Source organism: Qipengyuania oceanensis (genome assembly GCF_009827535.1).
Lineage (GTDB): Bacteria > Pseudomonadota > Alphaproteobacteria > Sphingomonadales > Sphingomonadaceae > Qipengyuania_C > Qipengyuania_C oceanensis.
Genome location: NZ_WTYN01000002.1, coordinates 48,119 through 67,221, shown reverse-complemented (window position 1 = coordinate 67,221; position 19,103 = coordinate 48,119). Strand labels below are relative to the sequence as shown.

18 protein-coding genes are annotated in these 19,103 nt (G+C 65.1%); 2 read left to right on the top strand and 16 right to left on the bottom strand.

The features are described from left to right. Positions 1-3: 3 nt before the first annotated feature. The 5 genes from GRI48_RS10930 to GRI48_RS10910 all read right to left on the bottom strand — a co-directional run bounded on the left by GRI48_RS10930 (position 4) and on the right by GRI48_RS10910 (position 5,838). Positions 4-2,352, bottom strand: coding sequence for a putative bifunctional diguanylate cyclase/phosphodiesterase (locus GRI48_RS10930; protein ID WP_337190819.1), 2,349 nt, complete (start codon positions 2,350-2,352; stop codon positions 4-6). A 125-nt stretch (positions 2,353-2,477) separates the two neighbouring features. After that, entirely contained in the window at positions 2,478-4,301 is a 1,824-nt protein-coding gene (gene glmS, locus GRI48_RS10925) for a glutamine--fructose-6-phosphate transaminase (isomerizing) (RefSeq protein WP_160675888.1), read from the bottom strand. Positions 4,302-4,322: 21 nt separating this feature from the next. Continuing rightward, positions 4,323-4,679 carry a PIN domain-containing protein gene (locus GRI48_RS10920; protein WP_337190826.1) on the bottom strand — a complete coding sequence of 119 codons (357 nt, stop codon included), beginning with the start codon at positions 4,677-4,679 and terminating at the stop codon, positions 4,323-4,325. 5 nt (positions 4,680-4,684) lie between these two features. Further along, the gene (locus GRI48_RS10915; RefSeq protein ID WP_160675882.1) at positions 4,685-4,912 is read right to left on the bottom strand and encodes a ribbon-helix-helix domain-containing protein; all 228 of its coding nucleotides are present in this window, start codon (positions 4,910-4,912) and stop codon (positions 4,685-4,687) included. Positions 4,913-4,944: 32 nt separating this feature from the next. Further along, positions 4,945-5,838: a DMT family transporter gene (locus GRI48_RS10910; protein WP_160675879.1), complete on the bottom strand. Its 894-nt coding sequence runs from the start codon at positions 5,836-5,838 to the stop codon at positions 4,945-4,947. 174 nt (positions 5,839-6,012) lie between these two features. Between GRI48_RS10910 and GRI48_RS10905 the strand changes: the two genes are divergently transcribed. Beyond that, positions 6,013-7,539 (top strand): TadA family conjugal transfer-associated ATPase, encoded by a 1,527-nt coding sequence (locus GRI48_RS10905; protein WP_160675876.1) that lies wholly within the window; start codon positions 6,013-6,015, stop codon positions 7,537-7,539. On the opposite strand, the gene GRI48_RS10900 is transcribed toward GRI48_RS10905, so the two are convergent. Next, positions 7,536-7,769, bottom strand: a complete 234-nt coding sequence (locus GRI48_RS10900; RefSeq protein WP_160675873.1) for a hypothetical protein — start codon at positions 7,767-7,769, stop codon at positions 7,536-7,538. The two genes, GRI48_RS10905 and GRI48_RS10900, sit on opposite strands and share 4 nt — an antisense overlap. Before the next feature lie 83 nt (positions 7,770-7,852). Here GRI48_RS10900 and GRI48_RS10895 point away from each other — a divergent pair, with 83 nt between their 5' ends. After that, the gene (locus GRI48_RS10895) at positions 7,853-8,773 is read left to right on the top strand and encodes a DMT family transporter (protein WP_337190818.1); all 921 of its coding nucleotides are present in this window, start codon (positions 7,853-7,855) and stop codon (positions 8,771-8,773) included. 4 nt (positions 8,774-8,777) lie between these two features. On the opposite strand, the gene GRI48_RS10890 is transcribed toward GRI48_RS10895, so the two are convergent. The 10 genes from GRI48_RS10890 to GRI48_RS10845 form a co-directional block, all read right to left on the bottom strand. Then, on the bottom strand, positions 8,778-9,371 hold the full coding sequence (locus GRI48_RS10890) for a DUF938 domain-containing protein (RefSeq protein WP_160675867.1): 594 nt from the start codon (positions 9,369-9,371) through the stop codon (positions 8,778-8,780). A 13-nt stretch (positions 9,372-9,384) separates the two neighbouring features. Continuing rightward, on the bottom strand, positions 9,385-10,938 hold the full coding sequence (locus tag GRI48_RS10885) for a fatty acid--CoA ligase (protein WP_160675864.1): 1,554 nt from the start codon (positions 10,936-10,938) through the stop codon (positions 9,385-9,387). An 82-nt stretch (positions 10,939-11,020) separates the two neighbouring features. Continuing rightward, positions 11,021-11,476 (bottom strand): ABA4-like family protein, encoded by a 456-nt coding sequence (locus GRI48_RS10880; protein ID WP_160675861.1) that lies wholly within the window; start codon positions 11,474-11,476, stop codon positions 11,021-11,023. Between the two features lie 4 nt (positions 11,477-11,480). Further along, complete coding sequence (locus tag GRI48_RS10875) at positions 11,481-12,176, bottom strand: NAD(P)H-binding protein (protein WP_160675858.1); 696 nt, start codon at positions 12,174-12,176, stop codon at positions 11,481-11,483. Further along, the gene (locus GRI48_RS10870; protein WP_160675853.1) at positions 12,169-13,329 is read right to left on the bottom strand and encodes a deoxyguanosinetriphosphate triphosphohydrolase; all 1,161 of its coding nucleotides are present in this window, start codon (positions 13,327-13,329) and stop codon (positions 12,169-12,171) included. The genes GRI48_RS10875 and GRI48_RS10870 overlap by 8 nt, the downstream gene beginning before the upstream one ends. Positions 13,330-13,422: 93 nt before the next feature. Next, entirely contained in the window at positions 13,423-14,118 is a 696-nt protein-coding gene (locus GRI48_RS10865; protein WP_160675850.1) for an aspartate/glutamate racemase family protein, read from the bottom strand. A gap of 100 nt (positions 14,119-14,218) precedes the next feature. Then, the gene (locus tag GRI48_RS10860; protein ID WP_337190817.1) at positions 14,219-15,190 is read right to left on the bottom strand and encodes an alpha/beta fold hydrolase; all 972 of its coding nucleotides are present in this window, start codon (positions 15,188-15,190) and stop codon (positions 14,219-14,221) included. Beyond that, on the bottom strand, positions 15,187-16,191 hold the full coding sequence (locus GRI48_RS10855; protein WP_337190816.1) for an SO2930 family diheme c-type cytochrome: 1,005 nt from the start codon (positions 16,189-16,191) through the stop codon (positions 15,187-15,189). The genes GRI48_RS10860 and GRI48_RS10855 overlap by 4 nt, the downstream gene beginning before the upstream one ends. Next, positions 16,188-17,381 carry a parallel beta-helix domain-containing protein gene (locus tag GRI48_RS10850; protein ID WP_160675847.1) on the bottom strand — a complete coding sequence of 398 codons (1,194 nt, stop codon included), beginning with the start codon at positions 17,379-17,381 and terminating at the stop codon, positions 16,188-16,190. The genes GRI48_RS10855 and GRI48_RS10850 overlap by 4 nt, the downstream gene beginning before the upstream one ends. A 95-nt stretch (positions 17,382-17,476) precedes the next feature. Then, positions 17,477-19,030 carry an NAD(P)(+) transhydrogenase (Re/Si-specific) subunit beta gene (locus GRI48_RS10845; protein WP_160675844.1) on the bottom strand — a complete coding sequence of 518 codons (1,554 nt, stop codon included), beginning with the start codon at positions 19,028-19,030 and terminating at the stop codon, positions 17,477-17,479. Between the last annotated feature and the right edge of the window lie 73 nt (positions 19,031-19,103).

Sequence of the window (19,103 nt, the reverse complement as noted above, 5' to 3'; positions counted from 1 at the left end):
GCCTCAGGCGCGCACCGTCTGGCTTCGGCCGACCACCCGGCAGGCATCTTCGGCGGACATCGGCCGGCCGAAATAATATCCCTGGATCTTGGTGCAGCCGAGTTCGCGCACCAGGCTGACCTCATCCGCGGTCTCCACCCCCTCGGCGGTCGTGGTCATGCCGAGACTGTCCGCCATCGCGACGACGGCGCGAATGATTGCCAGGCTTTCCGCGCTGTCCTGCGCTGCGCCCTGGACGAAGGAACGGTCGACCTTGATGGTGGAGAACTGGAGTTTGCGCAGATAGCCGAGCGACGAATAACCGGTCCCGAAATCGTCCAGCGCCACGCTGCAGCCGAGCGCCATGACCTGTTCGAGCGCGTTTCGGGCGACACTCGCATCGCGCAGGAAAATGCTTTCGGTGACTTCGATCTCCAGGCGTTGCGGCGCAAGCCCGCTGGTCGAAAGAGCGCGAACCACGCTGGCCGAGAAGTCCGGCTCGAGCAGCTGTTCGGGCGACACGTTGACCGCCATGCGAACATGGCTCGGCCATTGCGCCGCCTGCATGCAGGCCTGCTGCAGCACCCATTGACCGATGGGCACGATCAGGCGCGTATCCTCGGCGATCGGTACGAATTTCGCCGGACTGACCAGCCCGTGCTCCTCGCTGTGCCAGCGTAGGAGCGCTTCGAAGCTGACCAGTTGTTCGCTCCTGGCATCGACCACGGGCTGGAAATTGAGCAGAAACTCGTTGCGCTCCAGGGCGTGGCGCAGCGAAACTTCGAGCTGTCGCCGTTCTTCGGCGACCGCGTGCAGCGACGGCATGTAGGCGCAATGGCTGCCACCGCCCAGGTCCTTGGCACGGTACAGCGCGAGGTCCGCATTGCGCAGGATCTCTTCGACGGTGCGGCCGTCGCGGGGTCCAATCGCCGATCCGACGCTGGCGCCCACGTAGAGGATCTGGTTGTTGACCCTGTAGGGTTCGGAAAGCCGCTCGATGATCTGCGCGGCCCTCAGTTCTATCTGCCCTGTGTCCTCGACATCGCGCAACACCACGCCGAATTCATCTCCGCCTAAGCGTCCGCACACTTCGTCTTCACGGACGATCGACAGCAGCCGGTCGGCGACCTGGGCCAGCATCTGGTCGCCCACCAGATGTCCCAGCGAATCGTTGATCGCCTTGAAACGGTCGAGGTCCACCATCAAGAATGCGCAGCGACTGCGCCATTTCATCGCATTTTCGAGCGCGCCGCCGAGCGCCTCGTTCAACATCAGCCGGTTCGGCAGCGAGGTCAGCGTATCGTAGCGCGCGAGATAGGCGATCTTTTCGGACGATTCGCGTTGTTCGGTCACGTCCGACCCGACCCCGCGGTAGCCAGCATAGCCGCCGCGCTCGTCGTGAACCGGCGTGCCGGACAATTCCCACCAACGCCATTTGTCGCTGATCGAGACCTTGACGATCAGGTTGGAGAAGCTTTCCCGGCGCTTGATGATTTCGGAGAGCTCGCGCAGGCTGGGCGAGAAATCGCCGGACTCCCACTGCGGGCCCGATACTAGCTCGAGCAGCGGCTTGCCGACGATGTCGGTCGGATCGCGCCCCAGCGCGAAGGCGAACCGCGGCGACACCGATCGCAGGCGCCGCGACTTGTCGATCTCCCACAGCCAGTCGGCCTCGTTCTCCTCGTATTCGCGCAGGAGCAGCGAGACGACTTCGGATTTTTCAACGACCCGCGCTTCGGCAACCCTTGCGGTCAGGAACATCCGCGCCCCTTCGAGGATGCGGTTCAGCGCGACGATCCACATGGCCACGACCACGGCGCCGAGAACGTATTCGCCCGCGAGGACGAAGCCGATTATTCCCGCAGCGCAGACGATACTGGCGAAGACGATCGTGCCGAGCGGTGCAGATGCGCGACCGAGCATCGCGCCCATCACCAGCATCCCTGCCGCCATCCAGATCACGAAGTGGTCGGCCTCCGCGCCCCTCATCGGGAAGAAAATCAGCGCGATCGCCCAGGCGAGCCCGCAAGCCGCATTGGCGAGCGTCTGCTTGTAGATGTCTGCCGGACGGACGCGCAGCTTCGCGTCGCGCAGGCGGTTCTCGATCCGTGCCGTGTAGACCAGCGATGCCGTGAGCAAGAGCACCCAGGAGCACAGCAGCAGCGGATTGATCGCTCCGATGAAGCGGTTGAGCACCATCAGCACGCCCAGCGAATTGCCGACTAGCCAGATGATCGTTCGTCGCGACGACTCGACATACTGGAGACCGCGCAAGCCGGCCCACTCCCCGCTGTCCGGACTGCGCAAGCCCAGGATAACGGCGACTGGCAGGCCATTCGCCGTCGCGGGGATTTCCGGTTTCTTGTCGCTCACAACTGTGCGCGTAGGCGACAAAGGTTATGAGCCGGTAAAAACCCGTAAAGCCCGACAGGAAATTTCAGTCACGAAATCAGGGGTAACCTGCGTTAACAGCACCCCTGCCCGACCGGCTCGGCAGATCACTCGACCGTTACGGATTTCGCCAGGTTTCGCGGCTGGTCGACGTCCGTGCCCTTGGCCACCGCGACGTGGTAGGCCAGCAATTGCACCGGCACCGCATAAACCAGCGGAGCGATCAGCGGGTGGACCTGCGGCATGAGGATCGTCGCCATGCAATCCTCGCCTGCCTGCTCGATCCCGGGACCATCGGAGATCAGCACGATCTTGCCGCCGCGCGCGGCCACCTCCTGCATGTTGCTGACGGTCTTTTCGAACAGCGGCCCGGACGGGGCGATGACGATCACCGGCACGTTCTCGTCTATCAGCGCGATCGGCCCGTGCTTCATCTCGCCCGCAGCGTATCCCTCGGCGTGGATGTAGCTGATTTCCTTTAGCTTCAGGGCGCCTTCCAGGGCCAGCGGATAGTCCTGCCCGCGGCCCAGGTAGAGCACGTCGCGCGCCGGGGCGATCAGATGCGCCATCGCCGCGATATCCTCGTCGTGGTCGAGCGCGGCATTGAGGCTGGCGGGCGCTTCGAGCAGGTGCTCGACAATCTCCTCCTCCTGCTTGCGGCTCAACCGCCCGCGCTTGACCGCCATGTGCGCCGCGAGCGCGGCAAGCACCGCGAGCTGGCAGGTGAAGGCCTTGGTCGAGGCGACCCCGATTTCGGGGCCGGCATGGGTCGGCAAAAGGACATCGGCCTCGCGCGCCATGGTGCTGGTCGGTACGTTCACCACCGCGCCGATCGTCTGGCCGTTTTCCTTGCAGTGGCGCAGCGCGGCCAGCGTGTCGGCGGTTTCCCCGCTCTGGGAGATGAACAGCGCCAGCCCGCCCGGCTCGAGCACCGGCTCGCGATAGCGAAATTCGCTCGCCACATCGATGTCGACCGGCAGCCGCGCGAACTGCTCGAACCAGTATTTCGCGACCAGCCCTGCATAATAGGACGTTCCGCAGGCGACGATCGTCACGCGGTTGATCTCGCCCAGATCGACGTCGAGCTGCGGCAGCGCGACCGAGCGATCCGCCTGCCGCACATAGGAGGCGAGTGTCTGCGCGACCACGGTCGGCTGCTCGAAGATCTCCTTCTGCATGAAATGGCGGTAATTGCCCTTTTCTACCGCCGCCGCCGAGGCGCCCGAATGGGTGATCGGCCGCTCGACCAGTTCGTTCGTCTCGTCGTAGATCTGCGCGCCTTCGCGCGTGACGACGACCCAGTCGCCTTCTTCCAGGTAGGAGATTCTCTGCGTCAGCGGCGCAAGCGCGAGCGCGTCGGACCCGAGATAGGTCTCGCCTTCGCCGTAACCGACTACCAGCGGCGACCCAAGCCGCGCGCCGACCACCATGTCGGGATGGTCGCGAAACACGATGGCGAGAGCAAAGGCACCGCGAAGCCGGGGCAAGACATTCCTGATCGCGTCCTCGAAACTCTCGCCGGACTCGATCCGGCGCGAGATCAGATGCGTGACCACCTCGCTGTCGGTCTCGCTTTCGAGCTTGCGCCCGTCGTCGAGAAGTTCCTGCCGCAGTTCCTTGTAGTTCTCGATGATACCGTTGTGGACCAGCGCCACATGCTCCGTCGCGTGCGGGTGAGCGTTGCGGGCGGTCGGCGCGCCATGCGTTGCCCAACGGGTATGGGCGATGCCGACATCACCCGCGGCGGGATGTTCGCGCAGCTCCTCGACCAGGTTGGCGAGCTTGCCCTCCGCGCGCCTGCGGATCAGTTCACCGCCGTCGATCGTGCAGATCCCCGCGCTATCGTAGCCGCGATATTCCATCCGCTTGAGCCCGTCGACGAGCCGGTCTGCGACGGCCTGCTTGCCGACAATTCCGATGATTCCGCACATGTTGGAAAGGGTATCCTTGGTTCAGAGGGTGTAAGGGATGCGCACGCCGGGCATTGCGCCGGAAAAGGCCGCCGTATTGCGGGTGATGTAGATCCGGCCGGTGACCTGCGCGGCGGCGAGACCGATCGCATCGCCAAGCGCCATTTGCGGGCGCTGGCGACGCAGCGAGGCCGAGCGGCGGGCGATGTCCTCGCCGATCTCGATCACCTTGAAATGATCGAGATACTCTTCGACCTGCTGCTCGTCGCCCTTCGCTCCGGCCAGCACCTCGGTCCAGCCGAGCCGGGTGATCCAGCGATCGGAATGCTTCACGATCTCGGTCCGGGCATCGTCGAGCCCGACGAGTGCATCGACCAGGATCGCGCTATCGAACAGCACGCCGGTCAAGTCGGATCGCCATTGCGGATGCGGCGCTGGAACGATTGCCCCTCGCCCACGTCGGAGCGATCCCGCCACATGCCGAAATAGCCGTCCACGCCGCGGCGCGACGTCCCGCTGCGCATCTGCGCGACCGCTTCCCGAACCAGCGCGGTCCGCGACACTCCGCGCTCGTCGGCCTGGCGGTCGAGCCAGCGAATGTCGTCATCGGGAATCTCGACCAGCGTCCGCATTAGGTGGGCTGATATCACTCGATGATATCATGTCAAGCCGCGCTCTTGCGCGTCCGCCACCAGAGGAACAGGCCCGAGCCGACTATCACGGCGACGCCGGTCCATGTGAGCACGTCGGGAATGTTTCCGAAAATCGCCCAGCCGAGGATCGAGGCGACGATGATCTGCACGTAGCTCATCGGCGCGACGCTCGAAGCCCCCGCGCGCGCCGTCCCGAGATAGATCAGGTAATGCGCCGTGCTCGCGGTCACGGCGACGATCGCGCAACGTGCCGCTACCGACCAGTCCGGCACGATTGGCGCTATCGGCGCGAGGCCGGTCGCATCGCCCATGATTGCCGCGACAAGCAGCAGCGGCGCGGCGACGACGCTCATGAAGACCTGCATCGACAGTGCGCTGCCGTGCCCGGCGCTGGCTCGATTGGCGATCACCATGCAGCTGAAGAACAGCGCGGATCCGAGTGGGAACAGCGCGACGAGACCCAGTTCGGCGAGGTTCGGCCGCAGCACGATGAACACGCCGACGAGGGCCATGGCACAGGCCACGAAAACCACGGGGCGAACCTTCTCCTTGAGGATCGGGCCGCTCAGCAGCGCGGTGAAAATCGGCGCGAGGAAGGTCAGCGCCATCGCCTCTGCGAGCGGCATCACGTAAATCGCGCTGAAGAACAGCAGCGAGGCACCGGCGAGGCACAACCCGCGAAACGCCTGAAGCCAGGGATGCCTGGGCCAGAATGCCTGCGGCCCCTCTTTCCAGAGCAACAGGGACGTCAGCATCACGGCACCGATGGAAAACCGCAAGGTCGCAACGGCGACCGGGGGCCATTCCCCGGCCATCGTCTTGATGATGGCATCCCCGCACGACAGCGTCGCAAATCCCGCCAGGGCGAGCCATTGCCCCCTTCGCTCGCCGTGCTCCACGTCCATCCCCTGCCCTGCAATCGTCTCCGCCCCTAGAGCGATGCGATGTTTGCGGGAAGCGCAGCTTTAGGAAAAAAATAAGGTTTCCAAATTATTCACCGCGTCTCGGAAGGCTCTCTTCGCCAAGTCAGGCGATCCAGAGGGCCGGTTTGATTGACTACCTTTCGGGGGGACGAGGGAATGAGCGCATTCGGACGGAAGAACGGGCCTGCCGGCATGAAACCCGGCGCGCGTCCCTCCTTCGGTGTGGCGCGTCCGATGACGGGCGGCAGCGGTCGCCCCGCGCCGGTCGAGGATGACCTGCCGAAAGGGGGGGACCAATTCCCGCCGCTGCCCGCGGGCGAAGGCGCGGATCCGGCCTCGTCCGCCGGCCCGAACGCCGAAGCACTCTCGCGTCTCGCAGACCGCGCCAACGCCATTCACGAGCAGCAGGAAGTCGGCGGATTCGAAGCCAGCGTCCACAAGATCAAGGAACAGGTGCTGCCGCGCCTGCTCGAACGAGTCGATCCCGAAGCGGCAGCCACGCTGAGCAAGGAAGAGCTGTCGGAGGAATTCCGGCCGATCATCATGGAAGTGCTGGCCGAGCTGAAGGTCACGCTGAACAGGCGTGAACAGTTCGCGCTCGAAAAGGTCCTGATCGACGAACTGCTCGGTTTCGGTCCGCTCGAGGAACTGCTCAACGATCCGGACGTGTCGGACATCATGGTCAACGGGCCGCAGCAGACCTACATCGAAAAGGGCGGCAAGCTGATCATGGCGCCGATCCAGTTCCGCGACGAACAGCATCTGTTCCAGATCGCGCAGCGGATCGTGAACCAGGTCGGCCGCCGTGTCGACCAGACCACCCCGCTCGCCGACGCCCGCCTCAAGGACGGCAGCCGTGTGAACGTCATCGTTCCGCCGCTCTCGCTGCGCGGCACCGCGATCTCGATTCGTAAATTCTCCGAAAAGCCGATCACGCTCGACATGCTGCGCGACTTCGGCTCGATGAGCGACAAGATGTGCACCGCGCTCAAGATCGCCGGTGCCTGCCGGATGAACGTGGTCATTTCGGGCGGTACCGGTTCGGGCAAGACCACAATGCTCAATGCTTTGTCGAAGATGATCGACCCGGGCGAGCGCGTGCTGACGATCGAGGATGCGGCCGAACTCCGCCTGCAGCAGCCGCACTGGCTGCCGCTGGAAACCCGTCCCCCGAACCTGGAAGGCCAGGGTGCCATCACGATCGGCGATCTCGTCAAGAACGCCCTGCGTATGCGTCCCGACCGGATCATCCTGGGCGAAATCCGTGGTGCGGAGTGTTTCGACCTTCTCGCCGCCATGAACACCGGCCACGACGGCTCGATGTGTACGCTTCACGCCAACAGCCCGCGCGAATGCCTGGGCCGTATGGAGAACATGATCCTGATGGGCGACATCAAGATCCCCAAGGAAGCCATCAGCCGCCAGATCGCCGAATCGGTCGACCTGATCGTGCAGGTCAAGCGTCTGCGCGACGGCTCGCGCCGCACGACCAACATCACCGAGGTCATCGGGATGGAAGGCGACGTCATCGTGACGCAGGAACTGTTCAAGTTCGAATACCTGGACGAGAGCGAGGACGGCAAGATCCTCGGCGAGTTCCGCTCGTCGGGCCTGCGCCCCTATACGCTGGAGAAAGCCCGCCAGTTCGGCTTCGACCAGGCGTATCTGGAAGCCTGCCTCTAGCCGGCGATTACCTGCGGTAGCGAGAATACCAGCAGCCCGCCGCCGATGACCAGGCAGAACAGGAAGATCGGCACCCACGGCACCCAGCCGAGCCGGTCGATCCGCGCGCGCTTCATTCGACGTCGCTCCATATAGTTGGCCAGCAGGCCCAGCGCGACGAAGGCTGCGCCCCACAGCGCCATGATCTCGGCATCGCTGGCAAAGGTGAGGAAGGCGTGGAGCTGCAGCATCGCGCGCGCATATGGGAAACCTTTATCGCGGGCACAATGATGGCTTTCTTGCCAGCGGTCGCGCTCGGGCGCAGAGCCAGCGCGTGACCGCATCCGTCCACAACCGTCCGATCATGGCCCTGCTGCTCCGCCTGCTCGCCGCGATCGTGCTTTCGGTGATGCTGGCGATAGTCAAGCTGGCGGGCGAGAGCGGCATTCACCTCGCGGAGATCGTCTTTTGGCGGCAGGTCCCGACGATCTTCGCCATTCTCGGCTGGCTTCTGCTGCGAGGCGAAGTGGCCCGGCTCAAGACCACGCGGGTCGGCGCGCACGCCCGCCGGGCGCTGATCGGTCTTGCCAGCATGGCGCTCAACTTCACCGCGGTGATGATGCTGCCTCTCGCCGAGGCGACCACTATCGTCTTTACCGCGGCCATCTGGGCAGTGATCCTGGCCGCCGTGCTGCTCAAGGAAAAGGTCGGTCGATACCGCTGGGGCGCGGTGGCGCTGGGCTTCACCGGCGTGCTGGTCATCACCCAGCCGGGCGGCTCGGACCTGCCTCTACTGGGCGCGGCGATTGGACTTGCCGCCGCCATGCTCATCGCCCTGATCTCGGTGCTGATCCGCGACCTTGGCCGGACCGAGGAACCGATCACGGTGGTGTTCTATTTCTCGCTCTTCAGCCTGCCGATCATGGGGGCGATGCTGCCCTTCGTATACACTGCGCACACGGCGGAACAGTGGTCCATGCTGGCGAGCCTCGCGGGCCTGGGGCTCGTGGCGCAGCTCCTGCTGACCGCCTCCCTGCGCTACGGGATGGTCGCGAGCGTGATGGTGATGGACTACACCTCTCTGCTTTGGGCAACGCTGCTGGGTTGGGGGCTGTTCGACCGGTTGCCATCCGCGACCACCTGGCTCGGCGCGCCGCTCGTCATCGCCGCGGGCGTGATCGTGGCCTGGCGCGAGCACCGGCTCGCCAGGCAGGATCTTGCCGCCCTCGCCCGCGAGGAAGGCACGAACATCTGACTGCTCAGCGCTTGCGGTAGACCAGCGTCAGATTGTTCGCCGGCATTTCGTGGCGCGCGGTCCGCGCGAGGCCGTGACGCGCCGCAAGCGCATCGACATCCTCGATGTTGCGGAGTCCAAAACGCGGATCGCGATCCTTCAGCCAGAGCTCGAACTGCTCGTTCGACAGCGCGGTTTCGACGCCGGCCTCGCGGTAAGGCCCGTACAGGACCAGCGGCGCCCCGCTGTCCAGCAGACGACCCGCTCCCCGCATCAGACCCTCGGTCGCCTCCCACGGGCTGATGTGGATCATGTTGATGCAGACGATGGCATCGGCACCGATGACGGGCCAGTCGTGCGCCGATGCATCGAGGACGACCGGCTCTGCGATATTGCCGACCCCCGCGTCCTCGGTCCACGCAGCGATCGAGGCGAGCTCGCTCGCCTCCCGATCGGTCGGCAGCCAGGTGATCTGCGGGAATTCTCGCGCGAAAAAGACCGCGTGTTCGCCCGTGCCGCTCGCTATCTCCAGCACCAGCCCTTCGTCCGGCAGTTCGCGCCGCAGAACATCGGCGATCGGCGCACTGTTGCGGCCGGTTGCGGGGGCATGGCGCTTCATCGTGGTCAGCCGGTCAGTTGACCTGGCGTTCCTGCCCTTCCCAGTAGGGTGCACGCAGCTCGCGCCGGAGGATCTTGCCGGACGGGTTGCGCGGCAAGGCCTCGATCACGTCGATCGTCTTGGGAACCTTGTACGGTGCGAGATGCTCGCGGGCATAGGCGATAATTTCGCCTGCATCGATCGAGTGGCCCGGCTTGGGCACGCAGACCGCCTTGACCGCCTCGCCCCATTTCTGGTCGGGCACGCCGATCACCGCCACTTCGGCAACGTCCGGGTGGCCGTAGATGCCGCTCTCGACCTCCGCCGGATAGACGTTCTCGCCGCCGGAGATGATCATGTCCTTGATGCGATCCTGGATATAGGCGTAGCCGTCCTCGTCCATGTAGGCCGCATCCCCGGTATGCATCCAGCCGTCCTTGAGCGCCCCGCTGGTCGCCTCGTCGAGGTTCCAGTAGCCGAGCATGTTGGACGGCGACTTGACGCACAACTCGCCCACTTCGCCCACGGGCAGCGTGTTGCCGTCCTCGTCGACGACCTTCATTTCCGTGCCCGGAACGGCCTTGCCTGCGCTGCGCATGCGCTGGTTGCCTTCGAGCGTATGGTCTTCGGGCGGCAGAATGGCGATCGTGCCGGTCGTCTCGGTCATGCCGTAGCATTGCAGGAAGCCGGCGTTCGAGATCGTCTGCACCGCTTCCCTCAGCAGTTCGAGCGGGATCGGCGCGGCGCCGTACATGACGTAGCGTACGCGCGAGAAATCGGTCTCCTTTGCGCGCGGATGCTGGATCACCATCTGCAGTGCGGCAGGGACGATGAACAGGCGGGTGATCCCCGCATCGAACCCGTCATGTACGCCTTCGGGGCTGAATTCCTTCTGCACGATTGCCCGCACGCCGCCGGCGATCGCCATGATCCCGAGGCCGGTGCCGCCGATGTGGGCGCAGGGCATGCATACCAGGATCGCCTCGTCCTCTTCCCACGTCGACCACGGCTGGTCGTCGGCACCGTTGGCGAGGCGCAGCGAAAAGAGATTGCGGTTCGACAGTACCGCACCCTTGGGATTGCCGGTCGTGCCGGAGGTATAGAGTTGCAACACCGCGTCGTCGGGCCCGGCAGGAGCGAAATCGTCGGCGGGCGTATCGGCGACCTGTCGTTCGAAATCCTGCGAGGTGACGATTTGCGGCGGGCTGTCCAGGCGTTCGCCGGCCTTGTGCGCGGTGTCGAGGAACTCCTCGCCGCACACCAGCAGCTTCGCACCGGTGTCGCCGAGGATGTAGGCGATCTCGGGCGCGGTCAGCCGCCAGCCGATCGGGACGGTGACGATGCCCAGCCGCGCGGCGGCGTAGAACATCAGGAAATAGGTCAGCTCGTTCTTGCCGAGCCACGATATCCGGTCGCCCTTCGCCAGGCCCTGCGCCTGCAGCCAGGTCACGATCCGGCGGCCGTGTTCCTCGAGATCGGCGAATGTGAGAACGCGTTCTTCCTGCTCCATCGCCACGTTGTCCGGACGCTCCTGCGCCCACTGGCGGATGAACTGGTCGAAGGTGATAGCCTTGCTGGTGTCGGTCATGTGCTCTCCATCGGTCCGCTGACGGGACTCCTTGAAAAGCATGATGCCACCGCGGCGGCGCGAGTCCAGAACTAGTTGCGAATCAGGACCATCGTCCGCCTGCGCGGGCGCGGCGCTCGCGGATCACGAGCCAGATCAGCAGGCCGAGCGGCCCCGCCATGAAGGTCGCGACCAGCACGGGAGCCTGAAGGAAGCGCGAAAAGCCCTTCGCATCGGCATCGCGCGCGATCCAGATCCCGACGAACAGGTCGAAGGCCAGGTAATGCGTCCAGCCGATCGTGACTCCGCCGTCGCTGGCAAAAATGCCGCGGACGCCCTCGATCGTCGAAAAGCTCGCTTCGCTGCCTCCCGCGCCGCCCGGATCGAAGGTGCCGGTGACGATTCCGACCAGTCCGACGGCGTAGACCAGACATAGCAGGCCGACGCCGGCATAGAGGCACGCGGCCAGCAGAGCGGGCCAGCGCGGCAGCAGGATCAGCGCGATCCAGGCGACCAGCGCGATCATGTTGACGATGCCAAACAGGGCGGCCCAGCTCATCGGATCAATCCGCGCCGATCGCAGGCAGGCTGTTCGCCGCCTTCACGATCGCCTCGTACTCGTGCCGGAAGCGCCCGCGCGCCTTGCGCATGGCAAGCGCGAGGCAGGCTTTCGCCACCGTGTCCGCAGGGATCGAGCGATAGCGCTTGAGACCGCCGTGCATGGCGAGATTCGCGACCGGTCCGAGCATCTGGCCGACCTGCTCTGCCGGACGCAGGTCCATCCCGCGAAATCCGCGCAGCAGGCCGGGCCGCAGGATGTCGAGCCGGTCGAACTTCATGTGCATCAGCTCGCGGTCGGTTTCGCCCTTGGTCTTCAGGTAGAAGTTCTTCGACAGGGCGTCGGCACCGACCGAGCTGATAGCGACGAAGCGCTTGACGTCGGCATTGATGGCAGCGCGCGCGATCTTCAGCACGAGATCGTGATCGACCGCACGAAAGGCCGCCTCCTCCTTGCCAGACTTGCGCCAGGTCGTTCCCAGCGCGCAGATCACCGAAACCGGGCGGATCGCCTCGAACACCTCGCCCCACTTGGCGGGATCGGCGACGAAAAGCTCCATCTTCGCACCCTCGGGCAGCTTGACCTCGCGCCGGGCGAGCGCCGTCAGGCGCAGATCCTCGCGCCCGACGCTGATGTCGATCACCTTGCGACCGATGAGGCCGGTCGCGCCGACCAACGCGATCCGCTCGACGTCAAACATTGCTCAATCCCTCCGGCACCTTGCCGTAGATGCGCGCGAACTGGTCCATCGCATAGCGGTCGGTCATCCCGGCAATGAAATCCGCGATATGCCGACTGCGCCGTGGCTCCCCGGCGGGCTTGGACGCGCGCCATTCGTCGGGCAGCGTGCCCGCGTCCTGATCGTATGCGGCGAACAGGCGGGAGACAACGTCGCGGGCCCGCTCGGCTGTCTCGATCTGGTCGGGGTGGTAGTAGAGCCGGTCGTACATGAAACGTTTGAGCCTGCGTTCGTCATTGGCCATGCCGGGCGAAAATCCGGCGAGCGCGCGGCCCGCAGCGCGCACGTCGCCGACAACCTCCAGGCCTTGCGTTGCCTTGCGGGTGGCGGCCAGCACATCGTTGACCATTAACCCGATCTGCGCGCGGACCAGTTCGCGCAACTGCCGCTCGCGCGGAGCATCGGGGAAACGCTTTTCGACGTCCCGCCACTGGTCTGCGACGAAGTCGATCTGGAGAAGGTCGTCGAGGTCGATGAAGCCCGCGCGCAGCCCATCGTCGATATCGTGATTGTCATAGGCGATGTCGTCGGCGACGGCAGCGACCTGCGCCTCCAGCGAAGCCCAGCTGCCAAGCTCGAGCGGAAACGCCTGGTCGATCTCCGCGAGCGCCCAGTTCGGCGCGGCCACGGGGCCGTTGTGCTTGGCCAGCCCCTCGAGCACTTCCCAGCTCAGGTTCAGCCCCTCGTGGTCGCAGTAGGGGCTTTCGAGCCGCGCGAGCATCCGCAGCGACTGTGCGTTATGATCGAAGCCGCCGTGCTGCTCCATCGCATCGGACAGCGCCTGTTCTCCGGCATGGCCGAATGGGGGGTGGCCGATGTCGTGGGCAAGGCACAGGGCCTCGGTCAGGTCCTCGTCGAGGCCGAGCTCGCGTGCGATCACGCGGCCGATCTGTGCCACTTCGAGCGAATGGGTCAGCCGCGTGCGATAATGGTCGCCATCTGGCGCGATGAAGACCTGGGTCTTGGAGCGCAGCCGCCGGAAGGCGATCGAGTGGATGATCCGGTCGCGATCGCGCTGGAATTCGCTGCGCGGACCACGCGCACCTTCGCGATCTTCGACGAATTCGCGGCCGCGCGAGCGGGCAGGATCGGAGGCGAGTGGAGAACGGGCCATGGGCCGGGTCCGCTTAGGTCAGGCGGGCAGGCCGAACAACGGGAACAGTGTGGGAACGGGCACGGTTTATCCCGCCCGCCAAGCGCAGCGACGTCAGTCTCCGCCCATGATCCAGTCGGTTGCGGCCTCGCAGTGGATCGTAGTGGAATCAAAGATCGGCAGCACATTGGCGTCGATATCGACGACCATTTCCAATTCGGTGCAAGCAAGCACGATGGCCTGCGCCCCGTCCTGTTCCTTGCGCGTGATGATCGTGCGCAGCGCCCGCTCCGCATCCCGCGTGACCTTGCCCAGCATCAGTTCCTTGTAGATGATCCCGTCGACCATCTCGACGATGTCCATGTCGGGCGGGACGAGGTCCACGCCGTGCTTGACCAGCCGCTGACGATAGAAACTTTCGGTCATCACGTAACGCGTGCCGAGCAAGGCAGCCTCGGTCGCCTCGGCCTGCTTCATCTTCTCGCCCACGCAATCCGCGATGTGGAGCACGGGCACGTCGACTGCCCCGGCCACCTTGTCGTAGATCTTGTGCATGGAATTGGCGCAGATCAGCAGGCAACCGGCGCCGGCATCGGCCAGGCGCTTCGCGCTATCGATCAGGATGCCCGCCGCACGATCCCAGTCTTCCTGCGTCTTGAGCCCGTAAAGCGGCGCAAAGTCGAGGCTTTCGATCAGCAGCGGCGCGCTCGACATCGGCGTGGCGCGCTTCTGGACCATGTGATTGATGCGATTGTAATAGGTGTAGGTCGAGACCCAGCTCATACCCCCGATCAGGCCTAGTTTCCGCAAGTCTGCCCCCTGAAAGCGCTGGATCCGTGTACGGGGAGCTTATGCGCCCCCTCATTTCAAAGGCCTAAACGCTCGGGACGCAGTTGGTTTCCAAGAGCCTTCAAAGCCCGTGCGATGACGGAGCTTCTCGCTCTATCCCGGAGAGGAACTTGCGAAGATCCGAAGCCGAGCGGTCCGGCGCTTCCTCCATCGGAATATGGCCGATACCCGGATAAACCACGAGGGTGCTGTTCGGCAGCAGTCCGTCGTACCAGCGCGCTGCCTCGACCCGGATCAGCGAATCCTCCTCGCCCCACATGACCAGCGTCGGCACGCTTACTGCGCGCAACTGCGCCTCGGCGAAGGGAATGCGGGGGGCGGAGAAGCGCTTGCGCGTGGCACCGCGGTTTCCGGGATAGCGCGCCAGTTCCCAGTAGCGGTCGACCGCCTCGTCGGTGACGATCGCCTGGTTGGAAACGCTCTGGCGGAAGCTCTTGTCGACCAGGCTGCGCGGCAGCAGCTGGCTCAGCACATCGCCGACGACGGGCATGCCGGCCAACGTGAAAGCGAGATTTCCGCCGCCTTCGCGCTGGATGTCGGCCCCTGCGGCGTCCACCAGCACCAGGCCTGCCAGCCGTTCCGGGTGATCGATCGCGTAGCCCATCGCGATCCCGCCGCCCATCGAGTTGCCAGCGAGCACGAAGCGCTCGAGCCCCAGCTTGCCGGCGACCTGGTCGATGGTCTTCTCGAACTCGGCGCGCTCGTAGTTTCCCGATACCGACGGCCCCGTCAGCCCATGGCCGATCTGGTCGTAGCGGATGACCCGGTAATCGGCCTTCAGACGATCGACCCAGGGCTGCCAGGTGTGGAGGTCCGCATTGGAGCCGTGGAGCAGGACCACCGGCAGCGCATCCTTCGGCCCTTCGTCGCGCAGGTGAACCACCTGCCCGTCGTCGAGCGTCAGGAATTGCGACGGCGCAGCGCCGTATTTCGCGCGCATTTCCGCCGGATCGGTATCCGGCACCCGCAGCACGAGAAACGCGACCACGAGGAGCGCGACCAGTCCAAGCAGCATCCTGCCGAACAGTTTCACAGGCCGGCAATCCAGTCGCGCACGACCTTCAGGCCGTCCTCGTCGACCGTCGACTTGCCGAGTTCTGGCATGGCCACCCCGCCTTCGAGATTGCCCATGCGATAGGTCATGATCGATTCCTCGGGCTTTCCTGGCACGATGTCGAACAAATGCCCGCCCGCGCCGCGGCCGGCTGCGACGGGTCTTTTCATGATCCCGATCGCCTTGGGATCCGTCTGCTCCCAGCGCAGGTCCAGCCCGGAGTTGGATGCGGTCGCGCCCGGCCGGTGGCAATGCGCGCAATTGACGTCGAGATAGCCGCGCGCCGCGCTGTCGAGATCGGCACTGGCGCGGGCTTCCCAGACCGGAAGGCCGGCGGCGACTTCAGGCACCATGTCGAGCCTGCCCGCATCATGCAGCGCCGAGAGCCAATCGCGCGACAGATTGCGCGCCTTGGGTCCGATCGGGATGACGGCGCCGTTGAGGCCGTGGCATTCCTTGCACTGGTTCTTGTTCGGCACGCGGTAGCTGATCGTCTTGCCAGCAGGGGTCACGACATCGCGCCGCCCGCCCGCGATGGATAGCTTCGCGTCGGTCTGTGCCTCGTCCCAGATATAGGGCAGTGCCACCCAGCCGTCGGCGCGGTGCAGCAGAACGCGGGTTTCGATCAGGCGGCGATCGTCGCCTTCGCCGAAGGCAAAGGTCTTGATGAGCGCAGCCCCGACCGGAAGGTCGAGCAGGTTTTCGCCATCGGCCTTAGCCTGCGCGCCCGGCGGCAAGTAGACAAAGCGCAGTTTCTCGGCCCCGTCGGAATAGAGCGGCGTGTTGAGGCGATAGGGCGTCACGCTCTTGCCCGGCACCTGCGCGACCGCATCGGCAAAGAAACCATAGTCGCTCAGTTGCGCGGGCATTCCCTCGAGCACGGCCTGCTGGTTCACGCTGCCGATCGGCGTCGCGCGCGCCATGAAGGCTCCGGCGAGCGCGGCAATGGAAAGGACAAGGGCGACCCCGGCGCGTTTCACTTCAGCCGCGCCTCCAGATCCGCCGTTGCGCCGACCTGGCTGCGGTCGAGCGCATCGGCAAAGGCGGCGAAGGTGGCCGGCGACGGGCTAGCCCCTTCGAGGCCGACGCCCTGTCCCGTCACGCCGACGTTCCAGCCCTGCAGACTGGGCACGACCGTGATGGCATTTTCGCCCAGCCCGTCCCACATCACGGTCGGCAGCTGGCCGCCGAATGCCGCGAGCAGCATGTCAGCCCCTTCGAACTGCGGCTCGTAACCGCTTCGATTGTCGAAGTTTTCGCCGATCGCCACGCGGCGCGGATAGGGGTTGTAGGTCTTGTCGTCGTAAGGCTGCGGATAGGCGATCACCATGATCCCGGCGGTGGGGTTGTTGTCGAGCACGTTGCCTTCCACCGTGACCGCATCGTTCGCCATCACCATGATCCCGGTACCGCGGCGCACGCCGGCGACGATATTGCCCGGCGGCGCGAAATTGGGCGTGTCGTTGTCGACCACCAGATTGCGGCGGACGAGGACGTTGCCGCCGCCCATCACCGGCAGGTTCGGCAGGTCGAAGATCAGAATGCCGCCGGTATTGCGGGTGACCATGTTGTTCTCGACCACCGCGTTGCGGCTGTTCTCGATCTCGATCCCGGCGACATTGCTTTCGGCGAGCGAGTTGCGGACGGTGATGCGGTCGCTCTGTCCGACATAGATGCCGGCATCGGACGCGCCGGAGACCTGCGCCCCGTCGACCAGCACGTTGGTGCTTTCGACCGGGTAGATGCCGTAAGCGCCGTTTTCAGGGTCCGGTCCGCCAGTCCAGGCGACGCGGATCCGATGGTAGATGATGTTGTCCGCGCCCTTGGACTTGATTCCGTCGCCCGCGGTGTTCTCCATCGCGAAATCGCGCAAGGTGACATTGTCGCTGGTGACCAGCAGCCCCTCGCCCGCGCCCTGCTGGCCGGAGAAGTCGAGGATGGTGGCGTCCATCCCCTCGCCGCGCACCGTCACGTTGTCGACATCGAGGCTGAGCCCGTCGGTGAGGGTGTACCGACCCGCGCCGATGACGATCTCGTCCCCCGGCTCTGCCATGATGAGCGCTTCCTGCAGGCGCTCGGCAGCATCGTCGCCCGGCGCGATCGTGTGCGTTTCGGCCAGCAGCGGCGATGCGCTCGCCAGCAGCACGGCGGCAAAGGTCAATGTCTTCATGTGAGTCTCTCCCTTGCAACCCATTGTGCCGCAAGGAATACGGAATGCAAGAAGGACGCTGAACGCGCGCCCGGGTGCGCACGATCTTGCCGCGCTCAGTCCAGCGCCTTGACGATTTCCTCGACCATCTTCTTCGCATCGGCGAGCAGCATCATGGTTTGGTCCATGTAGAAGACGTCGTTGTCGACGCCAGCATAGCCCACGCCGCCCATGCTACGCTTGATGAAGAAGACCTGCTTGGCCTTATCGACGTCGAACACGGGCATGCCGTAGATGGGGCTGGACTTGTCGGTCTTGGCCGCCGGATTGACCACATCGTTCGCGCCGATGATGAAGGCAACGTCGGCCTGCGCGAATTCGGAGTTGATGTCCTCCAGCTCGAACACGTTCTCGTACGGCACCTGCGCTTCGGCGAGGAGCACGTTCATGTGCCCCGGCATCCGGCCCGCGACGGGGTGGATGGCATATTTCACCTCGACGCCCTTTTCCTCGAGGATATCGGCCATCTCGCGCAAGGCGTGCTGCGCCTGCGCCACCGCCATGCCGTAGCCGGGGATGATGATGACCTTTTCCGCCTGTTCGAGCATGAAGGCCGCATCGGCCGCGCTGCCCTGCTTGTATGGGCGCTGTTCCTTGGCCTCGCCCCCGCCCGCGCCGGCATCCGCGCCGAACCCGCCCGCGATCACGGAGATGAAACTGCGGTTCATCGCGCGGCACATGATGTAGCTGAGGATCGCGCCCGAAGAGCCGACCAGCGCGCCGGTGATGATCATCGCCGTGTTGCCGAGCGTGAAGCCCATCGCCGCTGCCGCCCAGCCCGAATAGCTGTTCAGCATCGAGACGACGACCGGCATGTCCGCCCCGCCGATGGGGATGATCAACAGGAAGCCGATAAGGAAGGCCAGCACCGTGAGCGCGACGATCAACGGCATGGTCTCGGCGGGGCCGGCCATGGCGAAGAGCGCGGTCAGCACAATGATCGCCGCCAGCGTGCCGAGATTGATGACGTGCCGCGCGGGCAGCAGGATCGGCGAACCGCTCATCCGACCCGAAAGCTTGGCGAAAGCGATGACCGAGCCGGAGAAGGTGATCGCGCCGATGGCGATGCCGAGGCCCATCTCGACCTTGGAGACCGCTCCGATGCCGCCGTCGACCAGCAGCCCGAATGCGCCCGGATTGAGATAGGCCGCCCAGCCCACCAGCACCGCAGCGAGGCCGACCAGCGAGTGGAACGCCGCGACCAGCTCAGGCATCGCGGTCATCGCGATGCGGCGGGCGATGGTGATCCCGATGATCGCACCGATGACGATGGCGATGAGGATTTCGCCTGCGCTGAACCAGTCCGGGTATGACATGTAACCACACGGCCCTGGCCCGTCGAAGGCGAACGTCGAACCATCGCTAGAAACATTCCGAATTTGCGCGCACTTCGCCGCATCCGGTCTGATCCACGGGAAATGCGTCACCAGCGTCGTCACCACCGCTACAGCCATCCCGATCATGCCGAAGCGGTTGCCCGTCCGGCTCGTCGCAGGGCTCGAGAGGCCACGCAGCGCGAGGATGAAGAACACGCCCGACACGAGATAGGCCAGCGCGACCCACGGGTTCACTGCCTCGCCGGTCGAGGCGTGGGCGGGGGTGGCCCACATCGTCATCCCAGCGAAAGCTGGGATCGCTGTCCATATAGCGCGGAGCGTGCCGAGGCGGATCCCAGCTTTCGCT

Coding starts and splice junctions, on each gene's coding strand:
- glmS (WP_160675888.1), bottom strand. CDS start 4,301: ATGTGCGGAATCATCGGAATTGTCGGCAAGCAGGCCGTCGCAGACCGG.
- GRI48_RS10915 (WP_160675882.1), bottom strand. CDS start 4,912: ATGCGGACGCTGGTCGAGATTCCCGATGACGACATTCGCTGGCTCGAC.
- GRI48_RS10910 (WP_160675879.1), bottom strand. CDS start 5,838: ATGGACGTGGAGCACGGCGAGCGAAGGGGGCAATGGCTCGCCCTGGCG.
- GRI48_RS10905 (WP_160675876.1), top strand. CDS start 6,013: ATGAGCGCATTCGGACGGAAGAACGGGCCTGCCGGCATGAAACCCGGC.
- GRI48_RS10900 (WP_160675873.1), bottom strand. CDS start 7,769: ATGCTGCAGCTCCACGCCTTCCTCACCTTTGCCAGCGATGCCGAGATC.
- GRI48_RS10890 (WP_160675867.1), bottom strand. CDS start 9,371: ATGAAGCGCCATGCCCCCGCAACCGGCCGCAACAGTGCGCCGATCGCC.
- GRI48_RS10885 (WP_160675864.1), bottom strand. CDS start 10,938: ATGACCGACACCAGCAAGGCTATCACCTTCGACCAGTTCATCCGCCAG.
- GRI48_RS10880 (WP_160675861.1), bottom strand. CDS start 11,476: ATGAGCTGGGCCGCCCTGTTTGGCATCGTCAACATGATCGCGCTGGTC.
- GRI48_RS10875 (WP_160675858.1), bottom strand. CDS start 12,176: ATGTTTGACGTCGAGCGGATCGCGTTGGTCGGCGCGACCGGCCTCATC.
- GRI48_RS10870 (WP_160675853.1), bottom strand. CDS start 13,329: ATGGCCCGTTCTCCACTCGCCTCCGATCCTGCCCGCTCGCGCGGCCGC.
- GRI48_RS10850 (WP_160675847.1), bottom strand. CDS start 17,381: ATGAAGACATTGACCTTTGCCGCCGTGCTGCTGGCGAGCGCATCGCCG.
- GRI48_RS10845 (WP_160675844.1), bottom strand. CDS start 19,030: ATGTGGGCCACCCCCGCCCACGCCTCGACCGGCGAGGCAGTGAACCCG.